The sequence below is a fragment of the Lelliottia sp. 7254-16 genome (genome assembly GCF_002922995.1).
Taxonomy (GTDB): Bacteria; Pseudomonadota; Gammaproteobacteria; order Enterobacterales; family Enterobacteriaceae; genus Enterobacter; species Enterobacter jeotgali.
The window spans coordinates 377,636-397,683 of the sequence record NZ_PQVS01000001.1 but is presented as its reverse complement, the minus strand read 5'-3'; the positions used below and the strand labels follow the sequence as shown (position 1 = coordinate 397,683).

Below are 20,048 nucleotides of genomic sequence, written 5' to 3'. Positions count from 1 at the left end.
GCCCCCGAAGCGGCGGGCTGTCAAAGTGACTAGCGCAGAATTGTTTGTAACGCCTGACGTGCTACTGGCTGAATATCGTGTGGATGCTGAAAACCCATGTTCTCAATCGCGCGAGTGTAAAGCGCAACCAGCCAGTCGTAAACATAGACGGTGGCGGCATGCACCGGTTGCTCACCCAGGCGGGTCAGTCTCGGCGTTGTGCTGCTGACCACTGGCGTCACGAAAATGGCCTGTCCTTTGCGCACGCGGCTTGCCGGACGAGAGGCTACCGGTGTTTCGGCGTAACCCAGCCAGCCGATGAAGTTACCGATGGCAGCATGTAACTGCGCTGCACTGCTTTTATCGGCTTCTACAATGCGCTGCAATTGTTGCGGGAGATTCAGGCGATAGCTGCTGATTGCCAGCGCATCGGCAATCTGTGGCAGCACGGAGATGTCCAGCCCCAGCCGGTGGGCTGTCGCTTCATTCCGGCTCCACTGGCGCAGATGATTGAGCCAGACGCGATGCGCCAGACGCGCTTTGTCTTTGGTCTGGAATGTCTCATGACCGTCGCTGGCGTTATCAGCAAAGAGATCAATAACGTCGGTGAACAGGCCATTAACCTGCTCTTCGCGCGGTTGTTGGACGGCGAGCAGCGTTTCGAAGGCTTTCAGTGGAGGCAACAGTCCTTCCAGCAGTTCGCCGTGACGAGCAGCGCTGGATTGAAGTGAACGCACCATCGCTTCGGCCTGAGTGCGTTGTGTTCCTGGCTCGACGGCGATCGGTGCCAGATAGCTTTGCATCAGGGCGTGAAGCTCTCGCTTTTGCGCGGTTTTTAAGGCCAGCAGGCGAGACTGTCGCTGCGTGGAAAGCGTCGCTTGAGACAGCCACTCCACCACGCGCTGCATGCTGTGCGTGTCCAGCGCCTGCAAGGTTCCCCAGCGCTGGCCGGGCTTGCCAAGCAGGTGCTGCACGGCCTCGTCCAGATTTTGCTTAGTGTGGAAACGCGCGTCGTGAGGAGTAATCGCCCATACCAGGCCTGGCAACGCTGACTCTTCCGCCGTTTGGGTCTCTTTCACCCAGTTCAGCAAGGTTTTGGCGGTTTTTGCCGTCTGCTCGTGTCGAGCGGTCGCATTGCAGATAACCAGCACATCGGGCTGCATCTGCTGGCGATAATGTTCGAGCAGCCACGTGCATTTCGCTTCTGCCAGAGGTGATAAATTTGCATCAGATGGCGCGGGGATATCAATAATATCGACGCTGTCGAGCACACCATTTTCAGCAGGCAAAACCAGCTCGCGAGTCAGAAACGCCAACACGTCGACAGGTATGCTGATGGCATTCAGCATCTCACCGTCGTTCAGCGGGTGAAGTACCGCTTCTTGGGCATCAGGAGCGGTAAATTCCGCGCGGGTCAGGAATCCTTCGCTCGGCAGGCCAAAATTATCGACCAGCAAGCTCAGCGGTGCCGCCAGTTCACGGGCGTGACTGGTCTGATGCAGCACGTGCGCCAGTTTCAGCCACTGCTGGGTAATTTCCTGCTGCTCACCCCACAATAGCGACCAGACGCTGGCTCGGGTGCTTAAATCCAGCGAAGGAATCAGTTGAGCGAACTGGTGCCAAAGCACATCGTCCATCTGTTGTTCAAAACCTGGCACGGCGCTGCGCCAGTAGCGGCCAATGGTCGCCACTTCCTGAGCGGTGATCCCCGGAACGGCTTGCGGCTGTCGCAGTGCGCGCCACTTTTCAACACGCGATTCGATGACTGATTTTTCCACCGGGCGAATCAGCGTGTGGAGCGTGGTTCGGGCGATAAACAGCTGGACCAACTCGGCCTCTGTTACCAGGCTCAGGCGCAGAGGGAAAGCATCATCGCTGACATCACTCGCACGCGGCGTAAAACGTACCGCCATGTTGGTCAGGGCATGACCGGGGTTGATATGTGAAAAATAGTCAAAAGTACGCTGGCCGGGAGACACATCCAGACGACTATTTCCGCTGCCGCACAATGACGCCAGCAGGTGCGCCTTGGCTGCCTGGGAGTGGCCGTAAAGACCAATGCTGCTACGTCCTGAAAGAGCACGGTCTATGGCCTGTCCCCGCGCCTGTGCACAGGTCAGCTGGGCCAGCAGGGCGTCGGCATCGTTATCCAGCATTGGAGCGTGCAGACGCGTTTCATTGATCCACTCGATCAGGGCCTGAGTGGTGGCAGTCATCGCTGTCATTTGAGATATACACTCCCGCTGTCGATCCAGTAATGGCTTCCGCTGTGACGGCGATCGGCCAGGGTATTCAGTTTAAATGTTAAGGCGTCAGGCGGAACTGGCGTTCCGTCCTGGAGCCAGGCGTCGCTCAGTTCAAACGACTCTGGCCCTTCATGTTTTGTGCCGCCGCGCAGCTGTAAACGCACGTTCAACACACCGTCACCGGCGATGGATTTTGCCAGTTCTGCGGAGTTGATGCTCAGGGTATAGAGCGGGGTTGCCGGCCAGCGGGTGTTTGCCAGCTGACGGAAGCCCAGCGTGACGTTACCGCGCAGCGGGAAGTGCAGTTTTGCATCCAGTTTTGCGCCCGGTTTATCGAGGTCGATGTCCTGATACCAGACGTTCTCTTCGCGCAGCGTGTTGACCGTATTGTCGAGCACGCCCAGATAACGCACGGTTGAATAAGCACCAATATCGGCGGCTTTAAAATTAAAGCGCGGCAAACGGAGATCCAGCGCAAGGCTGCACAGCATCGCGCCAACGGCGGCGGTAGATTTTGGATTACCGATGCGGCCCTGCTGGCTAAACGGATACCATTCGTGCACGCGATATTTATCCAGCCAGACGATACGGTTGACGGGCACTGGTTGCAGGTGGCGAATCAGCGCCTGCACGCCAGGCAGGCAGCCCGGACGCCCGGTGATCAGCAAAATGTCGCAGGCATAATGCGAAATGGCTTCACAAACGGCGTGCAGCGGGGCGGCCAGCGTAAACTGGCCTGTCAGCATTGCGTCCTGCATTTCGTGGAAGTTTACATGCAGCGGTACTGCAAACAGGTCGAACGGGGCGGAACCGGCCGGCAGTGCATGGTCGACCGCCTGCTGCAAATAGTTCATCACATTGCGGGTCGGCTGCTGTTTGAGCAGATCGCCGAAGGTGGCGTGCAATCCAGCCAGCGGATCGTCGATATCGCTGTTTTCCCATGCCGCCAGAATGGCGTGGCCTATTGGCATAAACAGCTGCAGAGCCGTCTGCTGTCGCAGGACTGCCTGGGTATCAATGCGCCCGGAATCACCAAACAGAGATGCCATCAGCAGTGAGGCGTCGGCGATACCGGATTTTTGCAGCTGTGTTTGCAAAGCTGGCAAAACGTAGCGCTGGATAACGTCCAACAGCGTATCGTCTCCTGCGACTTTAAAACCTTCGCGGAACAGTAGCTGTGGCGTGATTTTGACGTTATTCCCCGAACCATCATCCAGTTGATAATGGGTGATCGCCATATCGGTCGTGCCGCCGCCAATATCAATCGAGGCCACGCGCAGTGAGCGTCCAGGCTGGGCGCCGGGTTCGACTTCGCGATCGGGGCGGGCGAGGGAGGCGAAAAACGCTTCCGTCTGGCCGCCGAAGTGGGAAATGGCCTCGTTATACAGCCACACCAGCTGACCGCAGCTGGCTTCGTCCCATTCCATCTGGATGGTCGGGACCGGGATCACGCTCTTATCCTGCTGTTTACGGCTGGCAAAATCTTCGTCCTGCGGGTGCCAGCCCATCGCTTTCCAGACGATGGCGATAGCTTCAAACATCCGGCGGCGGAAAATCTCGCGCTCCTGTTTAGGCATCGCCGAGGGCAGGGTCAGGATCAGAGTACGCAGCTGACGCGGTGATGCCGGGAAGCCTAAACGCAGACGCGTGGCGACGCTGTTAATCTGGCCCAGCGCCTGTGCGAGTAGTTCGCACAGCATGTGAGTCATCAGCGTGCTGCGACTGTACTGCGGTGAGAAGACCGGCAGACGCTCATCCTGTGGCAGGGTGAACAGCGGCTGGCCGTCATCATTCATCAGATTCATCAGCGGGAAAGCCGTCGCCAGCGGTTCGCGCTGGGTTTTGGCGTTCATCTGGCTAAATCGCCAGTCCTGAACTGTCGGGGTTTCGTCCCACAGATAGCGACGCGGGCTGGAGATCCCGCTGTTGCCTTCGGTGCCGAGGCGCTGCATTGCTAGTTTGCGTGCTTCATCGCCCACGCGAACGATAGATGGCCAGACAAAGGCATCTTCGCGTCCACTTTCGACAGAGAAGTGTTGTTTGCCAAAGCGGGCTTCAGAGAATTCCAGGCGGCTGGTAAACAGCGGCTCGTTCAGGAACTGCGGTTCGCTTAAGGAGCGTACCTGCAGCTCTGCGGTCTGGCGCAGGCCGTCGTTGGCATCGCCATGATCTTCAATGATCACGCCGCAGGTGTGAGTGTTGCCGACATCCAGAATCAGATCGACTGGAATCGCCGGGGTACTCAGGGTATGGGTAACAAATTTGACTTCCGGGACGGTGATCTGCTCGCCAAGCATGGTCATCAAATTGAGCCAGTGCGCCTGGTATTCAAACCCGCGCAGCGCCTGATGCAGGTCGCGCTCGGAGCGGTTTTCCACGCCGGTAGCGTAGCCCGTAAAGGCTTCGCGCAGCCAGCCATCAATCCAGGTCTGATCGAGGAAACTCAGCACTTCATCGTCGCGCCAGGCCAGCGCAAAACGGGTGCCGTTCAGGATGTCATTTTCGACCGGCGACAGGCCCGGTGTGGCGTGATCGGCAATCTGGCTGTCGAGCGCAAAGGTTACACGATGGGTATTGCCTGCGCTGTCCGGCGTCTCAAGCTTGCGTACCTGCGCCCGCGCCCAGTTATCCGGGCCGTCGACGAAGGTACGTGGAGGATTAAAGCGTAAAAAAGGAATGGGGAACCAGACGCCATCCAGCACCGCCAGAGACTGATGCAAGGTGTAGGTACTTTCTGGTTTCACCACTTCAGGCTGCCCGCCGCGACCCGCGGGTAAGGTATAGCGGCTGTTCACCAGATCATAATTGAGGCGCAGCAACGGGCCATTGGCGGTTTTACGTACGAAACGGCCCAGACTTGCCGAATCCTGTGGCGTCAGGCCAAAATCAAGAAACTGTACGCCGCTGTTCGCAATCAGCGTCACGCTTTGTTTGTAGTCGCAAAGATTAACCAGCATAGGATCAGGCACCTGCTTTCTTGAACGTCAGCGGAACGACGGTTTTGGCATCATAACGGGCAGTGCATTCTGCCACGTCGTTAGTCCCGGCTTTACAGGCGATCTCCGGCATCGGGTAGCGCGAACCGTCAGTGCAGCGAGCATTGCCGCGGCTCTTAATCATCAGTTCGCCGTTGCTGTGCAGCCCGGAGAAGATGTCGCTTCGGCAAACCACATTGTCACCGTGAACCACTCTGGCAATACCTTTGTTGTTCTGAATTTGGTAACGCAGTGAGGGTGGTTTTCCGGTAATCGGATCTTTCACGTCCAGCATCGCGCGCCAGGTGCCGTTGAGGAACTTGGTCGAACCGGTTTTCACCTGAACTGCGTCCATGACCATCGCATCTTTAGGTATGGCGGTGATGACAACGGCTTGCTCCACAGGTGCGGGCGCGGGTTCTGCTGCTTTTACTGGCAGGACTTCGGCTTGATGCAGCGGTAAATTCATCGTCATTTCCACTGCCGGTTTCACCGGTTTCGGTGCGATGGCTAATGGTGCAGGGGCTGACTCTGGGGTCGGTTCTGCGGAAGGGGCCTGTTTCGGCCACAGCAGCGGCGCGGCAACAGCGGCGATAATCACGGCGGCTACAGGCAGGGACCAGAGCGGAACGCGGCGCTTCTTGCCGATAACGGCAGGCGCCGGTTCAACAGGCGTTGCCACTTCGGGCATTCGCACAGTGGCAGGCTCAGCCGAATACAAATCGTCCTCGGTTACCCGCACGACAGGCGGTGGCGCGACGAGCGGCGCGTCGGCTTGTTCAAAAACAATCGTCGGGGCGGGCTCTTCTGTCTCAGGTTCTTCTACCGGCGCAGGCATCGGTTCTGGTTTGAGCGATTCGCGCAGGCAATCCAGAACATCCTCGCGCGCGTTTTCGTTGAGGTTCACAAACCCCCAGAACGTAATGACGGGCTTGCCGTCGACGAGGAACAGGAAATTTTCACCAGGGAACTGGAATGCTTTTGAGAGCAGGGAACCAAACAGCTGCTGAGCAGTTTTGGGTGACTGAAGGCTCTTTTTACTCAGCGACTCGACGCTGGAAAGGGTATTTTCCAGATAGCGCAAGGCGCGAAAACGTGCGTCTTCATCGGCTGCATTCCAGCTGAAAACGTCGCCATCTACCGGCGAATACCAGTCAACGCGGTCACCGCCGTCGTTGACCTGCGGGATGGCCAGACAATCGACAATAGCCTGCTGTTTGCGCAGACGAAGTGCTTCTCGGATTTGTAATGCTGATTCAAATACGGCCTGTCCGCCGCCGCCAACGGCCTGAAAATCATCGAGATTACCGCTGCGTAAAAGTGTTTTTGCCACGATTTGGTCCTGTAGACTTCTTCACACCATTACTTTAACGAAATCGAGATACAAGCAAACGGACGAGGAGACGCTAAAAGCGGCGATTTCTTACGGCATAGAACGTGGCGGTAGTGCTTGACGACGTAGCTGACTTAAGGCAAATCAACCGGCGAGGGCTGTTTGTTAAACCAGCGAAATACGCTGCTTTAGAATAACCTGATAGTGTTTCGTTATTTGCCACTCGCTCAGGGCTGTGCTGTTATTAACCTTCTATATAATAAAACGAAAAGGCTTATAACCATGTCCACAGGTAAAAAGACAGGGAAAACGCTGCTCGCGCTGGCGCTGAGCACACTTTTACCGGCAAGCGCCGCTTGGGCGGCAAACACAGATACGATTATTTACTGTTCCGAGGCGTCACCGGAATCGTTCAACCCGCAAATCGCCAGTTCTGGCCCGTCATTCGTTGCCAGTTCTCAGGTGCTTTATAACCGTTTGATCAATTTTGATCCGGTCAAGAATACCCCCGTTCCGTCACTGGCGGAGTCGTGGACCATTTCGCCTGACGGCAAAACCTATACATTTACGCTGCGTAAGGGCGTGAAGTTTAATAGCAATAAATTCTTCAAACCGACGCGTGATTTTAATGCTGATGACGTTATCTTCTCGGTGCTGCGCCAGAAAGACCCTAAACATCCGTACCACAACGTTTCGCAGGGCAATTACGAATACTTTAATGACGTCGGTCTGGACAAACTGATTCAGGACGTGAAAAAAGTCGATGATTATCATGTGCAGTTTGTGCTGACCGAGCCGAATGCGGCGTTCCTGGCCGACTGGGGAATGGATTTCGCCTCCATTTTGTCAGCCGAATATGCCGACGTGATGCTTAAAAAAGGCACGCCGGAAAACGTCGACACCTGGCCTATCGGCACCGGTCCGTATGTGTTGCAACAATATAAAGTTGATTCGCAGATCCGCTATCTCGCCAACCCAAATTACTGGGACGGTGCGGTCCCGACTAAACACCTGATTTTCTCTATCACGCCTAACGTCGAAACACGTCTGGCGAAGCTGCAAACCAACGAATGCCAGATTATTCCTGCGCCTTCGCCGGTGCAGTTTGATGTGATTAAGAACAACAAAGATCTGACGCTGCACTCCGTTGATGCGCTGAACGTCGGCTATCTGGCGTTTAATACGGAGAAAAAACCGTTTGATAACGTGCTGGTGCGTCAGGCGCTGAACTATGCGACTGATAAAACGGCTATTGTGAATGCGGTGTTTATGGGCTCCGGTACGGTCGCTAAATCACCAATTCCGCCAAATATGCTTGGCTATAACAAAGATCTGAAAGATTACAGCTACGACCCGGAAAAAGCGAAAGCGCTGCTGAAGCAGGCTGGGCTGGAGAAGGGCGCAGAAGTGACGCTGTGGTCGATGCCGGTTCAGCGCCCGTATAACCCGAACTCCAAACGCATCGCAGAGATGATCCAGAACGACTGGGCGAAGGTCGGCGTGAAGGCGAAAATTGTCTCTTATGAGTGGGGCGAATATCTGTCCGGCATGCGCAAAGGCGAGCACGACGCCGCGCTGTTTGGCTGGATGTCCGATAACGGCGACCCGGACAACTTCGCCGATGTGCTGTTGGGCTGTAACAGTATCAAGACCGGTTCCAATGCCGCGCGCTGGTGTGACAAAGGGTATAATGACCTCGTACAGAAAGCAAAACTGACCAGTGAACCAGCGAAACGTGCAGAGCTTTACGGTCAGGCGCAGGAGATTTTCTACCAGCAGGCTCCGTGGATTGCGCTGGCAAATGGCAAAACGTTCTACGCCACCCGCAGCAATGTCACGGGTTATAGCGTTAGCCTGATGGGAAGCGATTTCTCAAAAGCGAAGCTGAATTAACATTTCAGTATTTGTAGGGACGGTGCGGCTTAAAACGCCCGGTGGCTCTGCGCTTACCGGGCCTCCAAAACACCGCACAGAACCCGTAGGTCGGGTAAGGCGTAGCCGCCACCCGACAAAAAGACCGCACAGAACCGTAGGCCGGGTAAGGCGCAGCCGCCACCCGGCAAAAAGACCGCAAACAACCCGTAGGCCGGGTAAGGCGTAGCCGCCACCCGGCAAACTCAGTTAACAAGGAGTGACAATGTCACATTTAGATGAAGTGATTGCCCGCGTGGATGCGGCGGTGGAAGAGAGTGTTATCACCCATATGAACGAACTGCTGGTCGAGCTCAGCGAAGACACCGAGCTGACCCGCGAAGATCGTTACGCTCAGCAGCAGCGACTTCGCAACACCATCGCCCACCACGGCAAACAGCACAAAGAAGAAGCAGAAGCCCGCCATGAGCACCTGACCCAGGGCGGCTCGATTATTTAAGGTTCAGAACTGGCGTCTCGCCACAAGCCAGGTGCCCACCACCAACAGCACTGCGCCGCAAACTGGGCCAATTAGCGCGCGCAGCGGAATGCCCTGGCTTTTCACGATGTCCATCACCAGCCCACCAATCAACTGGCTGGCGACCAGCACTGCAATAGTGGTCGCCGCGCCGACGTACTGATAGCCGCTAATACTGGCGAAAACAAAGAACGACCCCAGCAGGCCCGGAATCAGCGTCCACCAGCGGATCGTCGATGCCAGCTCGCTAAAGCCCGCCACGCCGTTTTTAATCAGCAAGATACTGACAAACAGCACAATACCAACCAGCGAGTTCAGCAGCATAGCGATTAAAATCGTCGAAGACGATTGAGTGATGCGTACCATCAGCGTGTTTTGCACCACCAGGCCGATCCCGGCTGCCACCAGAAAGACCAGCGTCAGGGACTGATTCATCAGATAGCGTCCGGTTCGTTTCGATCGTCGAGCTGGAGCTGCATAAAGGTCAAATCCAACCATCGGCCAAATTTGGTCCCCACCTGCGGCATCTGCCCGGTGACGACAAAGCCCAGCGTTTCGTGCAGGTGAACAGAAACCTGATTTTGCGACTCGATACCCGCGACCATCACGTGTTTGCCAATAGCGCGGGCCTCAACGATCAGCTTTTTCATCAGTTCGCGGCCAATGCCTTTACCCTGGTGATCGGGATGAACGTAAACCGAGTGTTCGACGGTATGACGAAAACCGTCAAAGGCGCGCCAGTCGCCAAATGAAGCATAGCCCGTCACCACGCCGTTTTCTTCCGTCACTAATACCGGATAGCCCATCAGTGTTCGCGCTTCAAACCAGGCAATGCGGTTATCAGTATCGACGGTGGAGTCGTTCCAGATGGCGGCGGTGTGGAGTACCGCATGGTTGTAAATCTCGCCGATGGCGGCGCAATCTTCTTTGCTGGCGTGACGAATCATCATCGGAACCTCGAAATGTGTTGTTCACTATAGTAGACATTATTCACACAATATTACACAAGCGCGCGGCCATACTGCTACGGCATAAGACATATTTTTTTGTTATGACAACGCCATTGAAATCGGGTCTATACACTATAGTATGACGATATGAACACTATGCCAGACGATATGAATCAACGGATTAGCGCGCGTATTCGGGTAGAACGCGAGTCGCGCGGCTGGTCTCTGAGCGAGCTTGCTGAACGGGCAGGCGTCTCGCGCGCCATGATCCACAAAATTGAACGCAGCGAAAGTAGCCCAACCGCCACACTTCTGGCACGGCTTTCGGGTGCGTTTGGCATCAGCATGTCCACGCTGATTGCCCGCGCTGAGATGCAGGAGGGTAAATTGCTACGATTGGCTAATCAGCCAGTGTGGCGCGATCCGCAAAGTCACTATCTGCGTCGCCACGTTTCTCCCCGCACTGATTTGCCGATTGACCTGGTTCAGGTTGAGCTTCCTGGTGGCAGTGATGTGCCGATGCCTGCTTCGTCCTATGCCCTGGCGCGCCAGCTTATCTGGCTACAGTCCGGCGAGCTGGTATTCCAGGAGGGCGATACCCGGCATGAAATGCAGGCCGGAGATTGTCTGGAACTGGGGCCGCCGAACGACTGTCGCTTCATCAATGAGACGCAGCAACCCTGCGTCTATCTGGTGGTGCGCCTGAATCAGTCTGGCTCGTAATGATAAGGCAGTTGTCGGCAACAGGCGCTAGTCTCTAAGGACATTTGCGCAACAAAGGAGCTACCCATGAGTCAATCTGCAAAAACAAACCGCCGTCTGGTGCTGGCCTCTCGCCCGCACGGTGCGCCGGTGGCGGACAATTTTCGCCTGGAAGAGCAGCCGGTGCCGACGCCTGCGGACGGGCAACTGCTGCTGCGAACAGTGTGGCTTTCACTTGATCCTTATATGCGTGGCCGCATGAGCGATGCGCCGTCCTATTCACCGCCGGTCGACGTTGGCGCGGTAATGGTGGGCGGCACGGTCAGCCGCGTAGAGCAGTCGAACCATCCGAAATTTAAAGCGGGCGAGTGGGTACTGGGTTATAGCGGCTGGCAGGAGTATGAACTCTCTGACGGCGCGGGCCTCGTCAAGCTGGGCGAAGAGGTTGAAAATCCGTCCTGGGCGCTGGGTGTGCTGGGGATGCCAGGTTTCACCGCGTATATGGGGCTGCTGGATATCGGCCAGCCGAAGGCGGGCGAGACGCTGGTAGTCGCTGCGGCCACCGGGCCAGTCGGGGCAACCGTCGGGCAGATCGGCAAGATTAAAGGCTGTCATGTGGTAGGCATCGCGGGCGGCGCGGAAAAATGTCGTCATGCGGTCGACGTGCTGGGATTTGACCAGTGTCTGGATCACCACGCGGATGATTTTGCCGAACAGCTGGCGCAAGCCTGCCCGAAAGGCATCGATGTTTATTACGAAAACGTCGGCGGTAAGGTCTTTGATGCGGTACTCCCGCTTCTCAACACCTCGGCGCGCGTGCCGGTCTGTGGACTGGTGAGCGGATACAACGCCACGTCACTGCCCGACGGGCCAGACCGTTTACCGCTGCTCATGGGGACGTTGCTCAAAAAACGCATCCGTATGCAGGGCTTTATCATCAGCCTTGATTACAGCCATCGCATTCACGAGTTCCAGGAAGAGATGGGGCGCTGGATCAAAGAGGGCAAAATTCAGTATCGCGAACAGGTTACCGACGGACTTGAAAATGCGCCTCAGACCTTCATTGGCATGCTGGAAGGAAAAAACTTCGGCAAAGTCGTGATTCGCGTGGCGAAGGATAACTAATGGTACTAAATATGGCGGGAATCCCCGCCATAATATATTCTTAAAGTTTGACTATAATGTCTTTAATAATACCAGCATAGCGATCGTTCCTGCTGGAACGTGTTAGCTGGATGCATAAAAGAAACATAATTTTTAGTTCGTCATTTTAGCGTTACCCCCAATACCAGGCATGAAGATACAGGATATATTTAACAGGCCCCGTTATGGTCAAGGCGGGGGCGGTGAATAGCGCTTATTTTAAGCTGAAGGAAATGAACATGCTGGAATTGGAAAATTTGGAAAAAGCCCAACGTTTGAGCCTTACGATGCAAGTTGAGGTAAGTTTAAAAGGGGCGTTGATTGCCGGAGCGCTCAAACCTGGCGCAAGGCTCATTACCAAAGAAATTGCGGATAAATTAGGCACCAGCATTACTCCCGTTCGCGAAGCACTTTTGCGACTGGTTTCCGCCGGGGCACTGCACGCTACCCCTGCACAGGCCTTTCTGGTGCCGGAAATAACCCTCGAGCGTTATACAGAAATTAGCGCCATTCGAAAGCAATTGGAAACAATGGCTGTCGCTGCCGCCTGCGAAAATATGACTGACAATAAGATGCTGGAATTACGGGATCTGGCTGAAAAATTCCACACAGCGATGCGTAACGGCGAGGCGCAACGCGCCTTACACGCCAATCGTGCGTTTCGTTTCAGGCTGTATGAACACGCGAAAATGCCGACATTAACGGCAATGATTGAACAACTTTGGGTGCGTATTGGCCCATGCTTCAATTATCTTTATGAAGATGTTCACGACATTACACAGTATTCCTATCGCTACGATGAGCTGCTCGATGCCCTCGAGCGCGGGGATGTCCAGGCCTGCGATAAAGCGATAGATAAACTGATTGAAGGCTCGACGGCGCTTTTATTGCAGCAATATTTTAGTTAAGGAATAGTTTAATTCCTTTTTACTTCTTCATTAAAACTATTGCCCTACTTAACTATTACCCGGAGGAATTGCTCTTCCGGGAATATTATTTCATGTTTATTGATGTAAAAAGTCACCATCAAGTTTTGAGGAGGCATGCCGATATTCACTCTACTTTGTTAGACAAGGATAGATGATGAAATATCTGAGCTGGATTTTGATTCCTGTTGCCCTGAGCGTATCAGGCTGCAGCACGTTATTCCCAGAGCCAAAACTGTACACCCCTCCGGCAAACAGTGCTGATGTCGCAAAAATCCGTCTTATCGGGCCTCCGATGAGCTACGGGATTTATCAATACGACCCTTCTGGTAAACAAACGGGTGGCTGGGTTTTAAAGCATAATCGTTACCTGAATCCTTTCCTGGGTTCAACAAAGGATATTGGTTTACCCAAAATAACCGGAAAGAGTTACAAAGATGATTATTTTGAAACGCTGCTAATACCGAATCAAAAAACCACCATTGAGCATTCATTGTATCAGGGCTGCCACGTATCCCTTTCATTCGTACCTGAAAAGCAAAAAATCTACGAAGGGCACACCAGCTACGCAGACAAGACGGGCTACTGCGTGCTGTATATGAAGGAAGTCGCATTAGATACTACCAATGGCATCTATGTGGAAAAGGATGTTAAGCAATGAGAGCGGCGAAGGCGTTAGGAATTGTTTTACTTGTCTTAATGAGCGCGTCATGCGCGTCAAATTACGATAAAACGGGCGCAACCAGCTTAGCGCAGTATTCTGAAAAAGAGATCAAACAGAAAATCACTCCTGAGGTGACCACCCGCAAAGATGTTCTGATTGCCTTCGGCGTGCCCGCCAATACGCCGGATTACAACAAAGTGAACCACTGGGTATATACCTCAAAAATCGTCGATCGTCGCATCTATCTTATCATTCCGGTGATCCTCGACAGGAAACAATATCTGTCGGTTGATTTCTCTGATAAAGGGATTGTGACCGCGTACCGTTACGTTGAGGAATGAAAGGCCCCGAAACCCCGCCTTCGTCAGGCGGGGTTTATGATGCGTAGCGTCTATTAATCGTTATTCGAAACGATACGAAACTGACATTCCCACGCCGTAATTACGCCCCGGAGCCGGTTCGTAGTAGCGGCCGTTGGATTCGTTAACGATGACCGATCCGACATACTCTTTGTCGAACAGGTTATCGACGCGCCCGAAGACGTCCATTCCCCAGTTGCCGTAGTTAAATTTGTAGCCCGTATTCAGGCCGACCACGGTGTAGGAAGGGGCTTTGGCGGTGTTTTCATCGTCCGCCATAATGTCGCTCATGTAGCGCACATCCGAACCTGCGTACCAGCCTTCTTCCGGCTGCCAGCCGAACGACGCATAGCCCATATTGCGCGCGATGCCCGGCATACGGTTACCGTTACAGTCGGCGTCAGAGCAGACGTTAGTGCGGTAGGTCGCATCCAGATACGTCCACGCCATTTTCAGCTTCCAGTTCTCGGCAAACTGCTGATCGAGAGACAGTTCCACGCCCTGACGACGGGTTTTCCCGGCATTTTTGTAGCTGGTGCGACCGCCGGAACTGGCGTCCACGACGATCTCATCATCCGTATCGGTGCGGAACAGCGCCGCCGTCAACAGACCATTGCCGATGCGGGTTTTGCTGCCCACTTCGTAGGTATTGTTGGTGGACGGTTTCAGGCCGAAGTTCAGCCCGCTTTGATTCCCGGAGCGGTAAGACAGCTCGTTAATGGTCGGCGTTTCAAATCCGCGACCAGCGGCGGCATAGACATTCCACGCGTCGGTGATGGCGTATTTTAACGCGCTGGCAGGCAGCCATTTGTGATAGCTCGCGTCACCGCTGTCATCCCCGTTGGTGCCCTGCACGTAATGATCGTTGGAATCAAACCACACGGAGCTGTAGCGCACGCCCGCATCCAGGGACAGTTTTTGCGTCAGCTGCCAGCTTGTTTGTAGATACGGGTCAACGTTCCACATCAGGTTGCGTTCGTCGCGGCGTTTATCGCCTTTGACGCCATATTCCGGCACGCCATTATTCATGACGAAGTTTTCGTACCCGCGACGATCTTCGCTCATGTTTTCGTAGTTCAAACCCGTGGTGAAAGTGACCGGCACCAGCAGTTCGCCGCGATGCGTCCAGCGGGTGTCCACGCCCTGATAGTGGCGCTGCATGTCGATAACGCCGCCGGAGTGGGTCTCTTTAAGCTGCGGCTGATACGGAATTGACTGGTACTGCGTCATTTCGCGCTCACCGGCGTACATCATCACGCTGAGATCGTCCTGCTCCGTCAGCTGACGCTCATAGCGCAGGCCCGCCTGAGTCTGTTTGATGGTTTTGCGGGTGTTGTACTGATCGGCGCGTGGCGACTGACGCGGATTGTCGCGCCACTCCTGATAATCCAGTCCGCCCGGATCGTTGGCTTTCATATCGACGCTGTTAAAAATCAGCGTCAGTTTGCTGGCATCGTCAATGCGCACGCCGAGTTTGGCGTTGGCGAGATTTTTACGTGCGCCACTGTGGTCGCGATAGCCCTGGGTGGTGAAGCGGGTGGTGGAAACAGTGTAATCCACGTCGCCCGCGTGCGTCCCATCGCCCATCGCACCGGTGGCTTTCATCCCGTAGCGCCAGGTTCCGTAGCTGCCGTAATAGCTGCTCGCCTCAATAGTCGGCGGCTGCTGTCCCGTCTGGCTGGCGATATTGATCACCCCACCGGAGGCGTTGCCGTACAGGGCGGAAAACGGGCCGCGCAGCACTTCAACGCTATCAATACTGGAGAGGTCGATATTCGAGGTCTGCCCCTGACCGTCGGGCATCGTGGCCGGAATGCCGTCGACGTACATGCGAATGCCGCGCACGCCGAAGGTCGAGCGCGCGCCGAATCCACGCATGGAGAGCTGCAAATCCTGGGCATAGTTCTGACGGTTTTGGATTTGTAAACCCGGAACGCTGCCGAGCGATTCTGAAAGGTTGATGCGCGGCGCGGCCTGGCGCATATCGTCCCCGTTAACCACGCTGACAGCAGCAGGGGTATCGAGTTCAGAAACGGTCTGCGGCGTAGCGCTGACGATCATCGTTTGTTCTTGTGCAGCCAGAACGGATGCGGAGGCGAAGATCGTCGGCATCCACAAAAGGGAGAGCGTGGCCTGACGGGCAGAAATGATTTTCATGAATAGAAGCCAGTAGATGGAAGAAACGAACCAAATGGAACACATGTGCGTATGGTAAATCTTTTGTAAATAATTTGAAAACTTTAACAGCACATTAGGTTAACAGGAAACAAAGTCTCCACATTTACTGGAATAATGATTACTATTCTCAACAATAATCATGACGAAGCCATGACTTCGTCTCAGGGAAGCAATGTCGGCATTACTACATTTTTTATCAAAGGGAGTCGTCATGTCATTACGTCATCTGTGCTCGCCGCGTCTGCGTGGTTCTTTACTGCTGGGTTCACTGCTGGTAGCGGGTTCGTTTAATGTTCATGCTGCAGAAGAGATGCTGCGAAAAGCGGTCGGCAAGGGCGCTTACGAAATGGCCGTCAGCCAGCAGGAAAACGCCCTGTGGGTGGCAACCACGCAAAGCCGTAAAACGGATAAAGGTGGCGTGGTTTACCGTCTCGATCCGGTCACGCTGGAAGTGACACAGGCCATTCATAACGATTTAAAACCGTTCGGGGCTACCATCAACAGCGCCACGCAAACCCTGTGGTTCGGTAACACCACCAACAGCGCCGTGACCGCCATCGACGCCAAAACCGGCGACGTGAAAGGGCGCCTGGTACTGGACGATCGCAAACGTAGTGACACCGTGAAGCCGCTGCAACCGCGCGAACTGGTGGCTGATGACACCACCAACACCGTGTATATCACCGGTATCGGCAAAGAGAGCGTTATCTGGGTGGTGGATGGCGAAACGCTGAAACTGAAAGAAACCATCAAGGACACAGGCACCTTCAGCACCGGTCTGGCGCTGGATGCGCAGGCCAAACGCCTGTACAGCACCAATGCGGACGGCGAACTGATTACCATTGATACGGCCACCCACAAGGTGCTGAGCCGTCAAAAAGTGCAGAATGATGGGAAAGAACACTTCTATCTGAACCTGAGCCTGGACACTAAAGACCAGCGCGCATTCCTGACCGATTCTAAACAGCCTGAAGTGCTGGTAGTGAATCTGAAAGACGGAAAGGTTATCGAGAAGATCGCCGCACCTGAATCGCTGGCGGTGCTGTTTAACCCGACGCGCAACGAAGCCTACGTGACCCATCGCGAAGCGGGTAAAGTGAGCGTGATTGACGCGAAAACCTACAAAGTGACGAAAACCTTTGATACGCCAACCTTCCCGAACAGCCTGGCGCTGTCCGCCGACGGTAAAACCCTGTATGTGACGGTGAAACAGAAATCCACCCGTCAGCAGGAAGCGACTCAGCCGGACGACGTGATCCGTATCGCGCTGTAAACGGCTCTTGTAGGCCGGGTAAGGCGAAGCCGCCACCCGGCGAAAAGAAAAAGGGAAGGCAAAAATGCCTTCCCTTTTTTTGCCCGGCGGCGCTGCGCTTGCGCGGGCCTACGGGGTTTCAGCCGCGTCTGTTAACGCGAAGTCTCTTCAACCAATGGACCGTCGTGCTGCGCGTCTTCCGTCAGCACCGGCGCGGTGCTGTGGATCTCGTTCACGCGCTTACGCACACCAAACCAGCCAATCACCAGCAGGATAGCCAGCAGTGGGATCGTGGCGATGGTGTAGGTGCCGTTCGGATAGTCAAACGCCATCAATGCCAGTACGCTGAACAGGAACAGCAGAGTCAGCCACGATGTTACCGGTGCGCCCGGCATTTTGAAGCTCACATCCGCTGCTTTACCTTCTTTGATCGCTTTACGCAGGCGCATCTGGCACACCACGATAAACGCCCATGAGGCGATAATGCCGATAGCCGCCACGTTTAGCACGATCTCAAACACCTGAGACGGCACCAGATAGTTCAGGAACACGCCAAAGACGTAAATCACCAGCGTCGCAAGAATCCCCGCGTACGGAACCTGCTGTTTGCTCATTTTTGACATGAACTTTGGTGCGGAACCGCCCATCGACATCGAGCGCAGGATGCGGCCTGTGCAGTACAAACCGGAGTTCAGGCTGGAGAGCGCAGCGGTCAGCACCACGATATTCATAATGCTGCCAACGTAAGGCACGCCGAGCTTAGAGAAGAAGGTCACGAACGGACTTTGTCCCGCCTGATAGGCATTCCACGGCAGCAGCAGCACCAACAGCACTACTGAGCCAACGTAGAACAGGCCGATACGCCAGATAACGCTGTTAATCGCTTTTGGCACCATCGTCTGCGGGTCTTTACATTCACCCGCTGCGGTCCCGACCAGTTCAATCGAGGCGAAGGCAAAAACCACACCCTGAACCAGCACCAGCGCAGGCAGCAGGCCGTGCGGGAAGATGCCGCCGTTATCGGTTATCAGATGGAAGCCGGTCGCGCCGCCGTCGAGCGGTTTTCCGCTGCCGAGAACCACGGTTCCGACGACCAGGAAAATCACAATTGCCAGCACTTTAATGAGTGCAAACCAGAACTCCATCTCGGCGAACCACTTCACGCCGATCATATTCATGGTGCCGACAATCGCCAGCGCACCAAGGGCAAACACCCACTGCGGAACATCACCGAACGCGCCCCAGTAGTGCATATACAGCGCGACAGCGGTGATATCGACAATCCCGGTCATTGCCCAGTTGACGAAATACATCCAGCCCGCCACATAGGCGGCTTTTTCGCCGAGAAACTCACGGGCGTAAGAGACAAAACTGCCGCTGGACGGGCGGTGTAATACCAGCTCGCCAAGCGCACGCAGAATAAAGAAGGAGAAAATACCGCACACCAGATAGACCAGTGCCAGCGCCGGGCCCGCCATTTGCAGTCGTGCACCCGCACCTAAAAACAACCCTGTACCAATGGCGCCGCCGATGGCGATCATCTGCACCTGACGGTTGCCCATCGCCTTGTGGTAGCCCTCTTCGTGAGAGTTCAACCAGCGACGTTTCGCAGCGTGATGATCGGCTGCGCTTTTATTGCTTGTTTTCATTGAGATACCTGTTTACCTGTCTGAATCATCTTAGGGATGCCCGTACATGGCCGTCAGCAGACCAATCGATTGCTTCTGTGCGGCCAGATGCCGCCTTTCCAGTCATTCTGCGTATGGATAAGGCAAAACATGGCGAAGCATCCTACCCGCAATCCATAAGCGACGCAAAATATAACCGGCCTGAAATAATACGAATTGAGAGGGACTTATCACGATTGATGAGCCAATTTCATAAGCACAAGCAGTTATGCGCTGTAGTGCTCATAAGAAATGCCCCTTAGAGTGGTGTTGTTCAAAACACAACGCATGAGGTCAACAGATGCAACAGCGACAACTCGGACAAAATGGTTTAACAGTTTCCGCCCTGGGGCTGGGATGTATGGGGTTAAGCTTCGGTTACGGCCCGGCGACGGACAAAGCGCAGGCCATTGCCCTCATCCGTGCGGCGGTTGATCGCGGCGTCACATTCTTCGACACCGCCGAAGTCTACGGTCCATACATCAATGAAGAGGTAGTGGGCGAAGCGCTGGCCCCGGTGCGCGATAAGGTGGTGATTGCGACCAAATTTGGTTTCGACTGCGCTCAACCTGGCCAGGTGCTTAACAGCCGTCCGGAACATATTCGCGCGGCGATAGAAGGCTCGTTAAAACGCCTGAAAACGGAGGTAATTGACCTCTATTACCAGCATCGGGTTGATCCTGATGTTCCGGTAGAAGATGTTGCCGGAACCGTTGCTGACCTGATCGCCGAAGGCAAAGTGAAACATTTCGGACTGTCAGAAGCGGGCGTCGAGACGATTCGTCGCGCCCATGCGGTGTGCCCGGTGGCTGCGCTACAAAGCGAATATTCCCTGTGGTGGCGCGAACCGGAACAGGCCATTTTACCGCTGCTCGAGGAGCTGAATATCGGTTTTGTGCCGTTCAGCCCATTGGGAAAAGGCTTCCTGACCGGGGCGATCAACGCACAAACTACCTTCGACAGCAGTGACTTCCGCAACCAGGTGCCGCGTTTTAGTGAAGCCTCGCGTCAGGCCAATCAACAGCTGGTGGATCTGGTGCAGCGTCTGGCGGCTGAGCAGGGCGTGACGCCGGCGCAAATCGCGCTGGGATGGCTGCTGGCCAAAGCGCCGTGGATTGTGCCGATTCCGGGCACCACTAAACTGCATCGTCTGGAAGAGAATCTGGGCGGAGCCAGCGTGACGTTGTCACCTGAAGCGCTCGGTCGAATCAACCAGGCGCTGGCGAGCATCGATGTGGTCGGCGATCGCTATCCTCAACATCTTCAGGCGCGCGTCGGGAAGTAA

At 55.0% G+C, this 20,048-nt stretch carries 16 protein-coding genes; 9 read left to right on the top strand and 7 right to left on the bottom strand.

Features of this window, described 5'->3' with window-relative positions; translation table 11 throughout:
• Positions 1 to 29 precede the first annotated feature (29 nt).
• Genes C3708_RS01885 through C3708_RS01875 form a run of 3 tightly spaced genes read right to left on the bottom strand, consistent with a single transcriptional unit; the run spans position 30 to position 6,533 of the window.
• Positions 30 to 2,204, bottom strand: a complete 2,175-nt coding sequence (locus tag C3708_RS01885; protein ID WP_103949301.1) for a virulence factor SrfC family protein — start codon at positions 2,202 to 2,204, stop codon at positions 30 to 32.
• Entirely contained in the window at positions 2,201 to 5,182 is a 2,982-nt protein-coding gene (locus tag C3708_RS01880) for a virulence factor SrfB (protein ID WP_095282119.1), read from the bottom strand. The genes C3708_RS01885 and C3708_RS01880 overlap by 4 nt, the downstream gene beginning before the upstream one ends.
• Positions 5,183 to 5,186: 4 nt before the next feature.
• Positions 5,187 to 6,533, bottom strand: a complete 1,347-nt coding sequence (locus C3708_RS01875) for an SrfA family protein (RefSeq protein WP_103949300.1) — start codon at positions 6,531 to 6,533, stop codon at positions 5,187 to 5,189.
• A 282-nt stretch (positions 6,534 to 6,815) separates the two neighbouring features.
• Between C3708_RS01875 and C3708_RS01870 the strand changes: the two genes are divergently transcribed.
• Together C3708_RS01870 and C3708_RS01865 are read left to right on the top strand one after the other, a co-directional pair.
• Entirely contained in the window at positions 6,816 to 8,426 is a 1,611-nt protein-coding gene (locus C3708_RS01870) for an ABC transporter substrate-binding protein (protein ID WP_095282117.1), read from the top strand.
• A gap of 244 nt (positions 8,427 to 8,670) precedes the next feature.
• Positions 8,671 to 8,904 (top strand): DUF2526 family protein, encoded by a 234-nt coding sequence (locus C3708_RS01865; RefSeq protein ID WP_095282116.1) that lies wholly within the window; start codon positions 8,671 to 8,673, stop codon positions 8,902 to 8,904.
• A 3-nt stretch (positions 8,905 to 8,907) separates the two neighbouring features.
• Here the strand turns inward: C3708_RS01865 and C3708_RS01860 are convergent, their stop codons facing one another.
• Entirely contained in the window at positions 8,908 to 9,357 is a 450-nt protein-coding gene (locus C3708_RS01860; RefSeq protein ID WP_103949299.1) for a DMT family transporter, read from the bottom strand.
• Entirely contained in the window at positions 9,357 to 9,872 is a 516-nt protein-coding gene (locus tag C3708_RS01855) for a GNAT family N-acetyltransferase (protein ID WP_095282114.1), read from the bottom strand. Before C3708_RS01855 ends, C3708_RS01860 begins: the two co-directional genes overlap by 1 nt.
• A 147-nt stretch (positions 9,873 to 10,019) precedes the next feature.
• Between C3708_RS01855 and C3708_RS01850 the strand changes: the two genes are divergently transcribed.
• The 5 genes from C3708_RS01850 to C3708_RS01830 all read left to right on the top strand — a co-directional run bounded on the left by C3708_RS01850 (position 10,020) and on the right by C3708_RS01830 (position 13,648).
• Entirely contained in the window at positions 10,020 to 10,595 is a 576-nt protein-coding gene (locus C3708_RS01850) for a helix-turn-helix domain-containing protein (protein ID WP_095282113.1), read from the top strand.
• A 66-nt stretch (positions 10,596 to 10,661) separates the two neighbouring features.
• The gene (locus C3708_RS01845; protein WP_095282112.1) at positions 10,662 to 11,699 is read left to right on the top strand and encodes an NADP-dependent oxidoreductase; all 1,038 of its coding nucleotides are present in this window, start codon (positions 10,662 to 10,664) and stop codon (positions 11,697 to 11,699) included.
• Positions 11,700 to 11,956: 257 nt separating this feature from the next.
• Positions 11,957 to 12,625, top strand: coding sequence for a GntR family transcriptional regulator (locus tag C3708_RS01840; RefSeq protein WP_095284281.1), 669 nt, complete (start codon positions 11,957 to 11,959; stop codon positions 12,623 to 12,625).
• Between the two features lie 172 nt (positions 12,626 to 12,797).
• Entirely contained in the window at positions 12,798 to 13,304 is a 507-nt protein-coding gene (locus C3708_RS01835; protein ID WP_233210384.1) for a hypothetical protein, read from the top strand.
• Positions 13,301 to 13,648, top strand: coding sequence for a hypothetical protein (locus tag C3708_RS01830; protein ID WP_133159901.1), 348 nt, complete (start codon positions 13,301 to 13,303; stop codon positions 13,646 to 13,648). The genes C3708_RS01835 and C3708_RS01830 overlap by 4 nt, the downstream gene beginning before the upstream one ends.
• A 60-nt stretch (positions 13,649 to 13,708) precedes the next feature.
• On the opposite strand, the gene pqqU is transcribed toward C3708_RS01830, so the two are convergent.
• Positions 13,709 to 15,823, bottom strand: a complete 2,115-nt coding sequence (pqqU, locus tag C3708_RS01825) for a TonB-dependent receptor PqqU (RefSeq protein WP_095282109.1) — start codon at positions 15,821 to 15,823, stop codon at positions 13,709 to 13,711.
• A 232-nt stretch (positions 15,824 to 16,055) separates the two neighbouring features.
• Between pqqU and C3708_RS01820 the strand changes: the two genes are divergently transcribed.
• Positions 16,056 to 17,117 carry a YncE family protein gene (locus C3708_RS01820; protein WP_103949297.1) on the top strand — a complete coding sequence of 354 codons (1,062 nt, stop codon included), beginning with the start codon at positions 16,056 to 16,058 and terminating at the stop codon, positions 17,115 to 17,117.
• A gap of 131 nt (positions 17,118 to 17,248) precedes the next feature.
• Here C3708_RS01820 and ansP read toward each other — a convergent pair whose 3' ends face one another.
• Positions 17,249 to 18,745 carry an L-asparagine permease gene (gene ansP / locus C3708_RS01815; RefSeq protein ID WP_095282107.1) on the bottom strand — a complete coding sequence of 499 codons (1,497 nt, stop codon included), beginning with the start codon at positions 18,743 to 18,745 and terminating at the stop codon, positions 17,249 to 17,251.
• A gap of 319 nt (positions 18,746 to 19,064) precedes the next feature.
• Between ansP and C3708_RS01810 the strand changes: the two genes are divergently transcribed.
• Positions 19,065 to 20,048, top strand: a complete 984-nt coding sequence (locus tag C3708_RS01810) for an aldo/keto reductase (protein WP_103949296.1) — start codon at positions 19,065 to 19,067, stop codon at positions 20,046 to 20,048.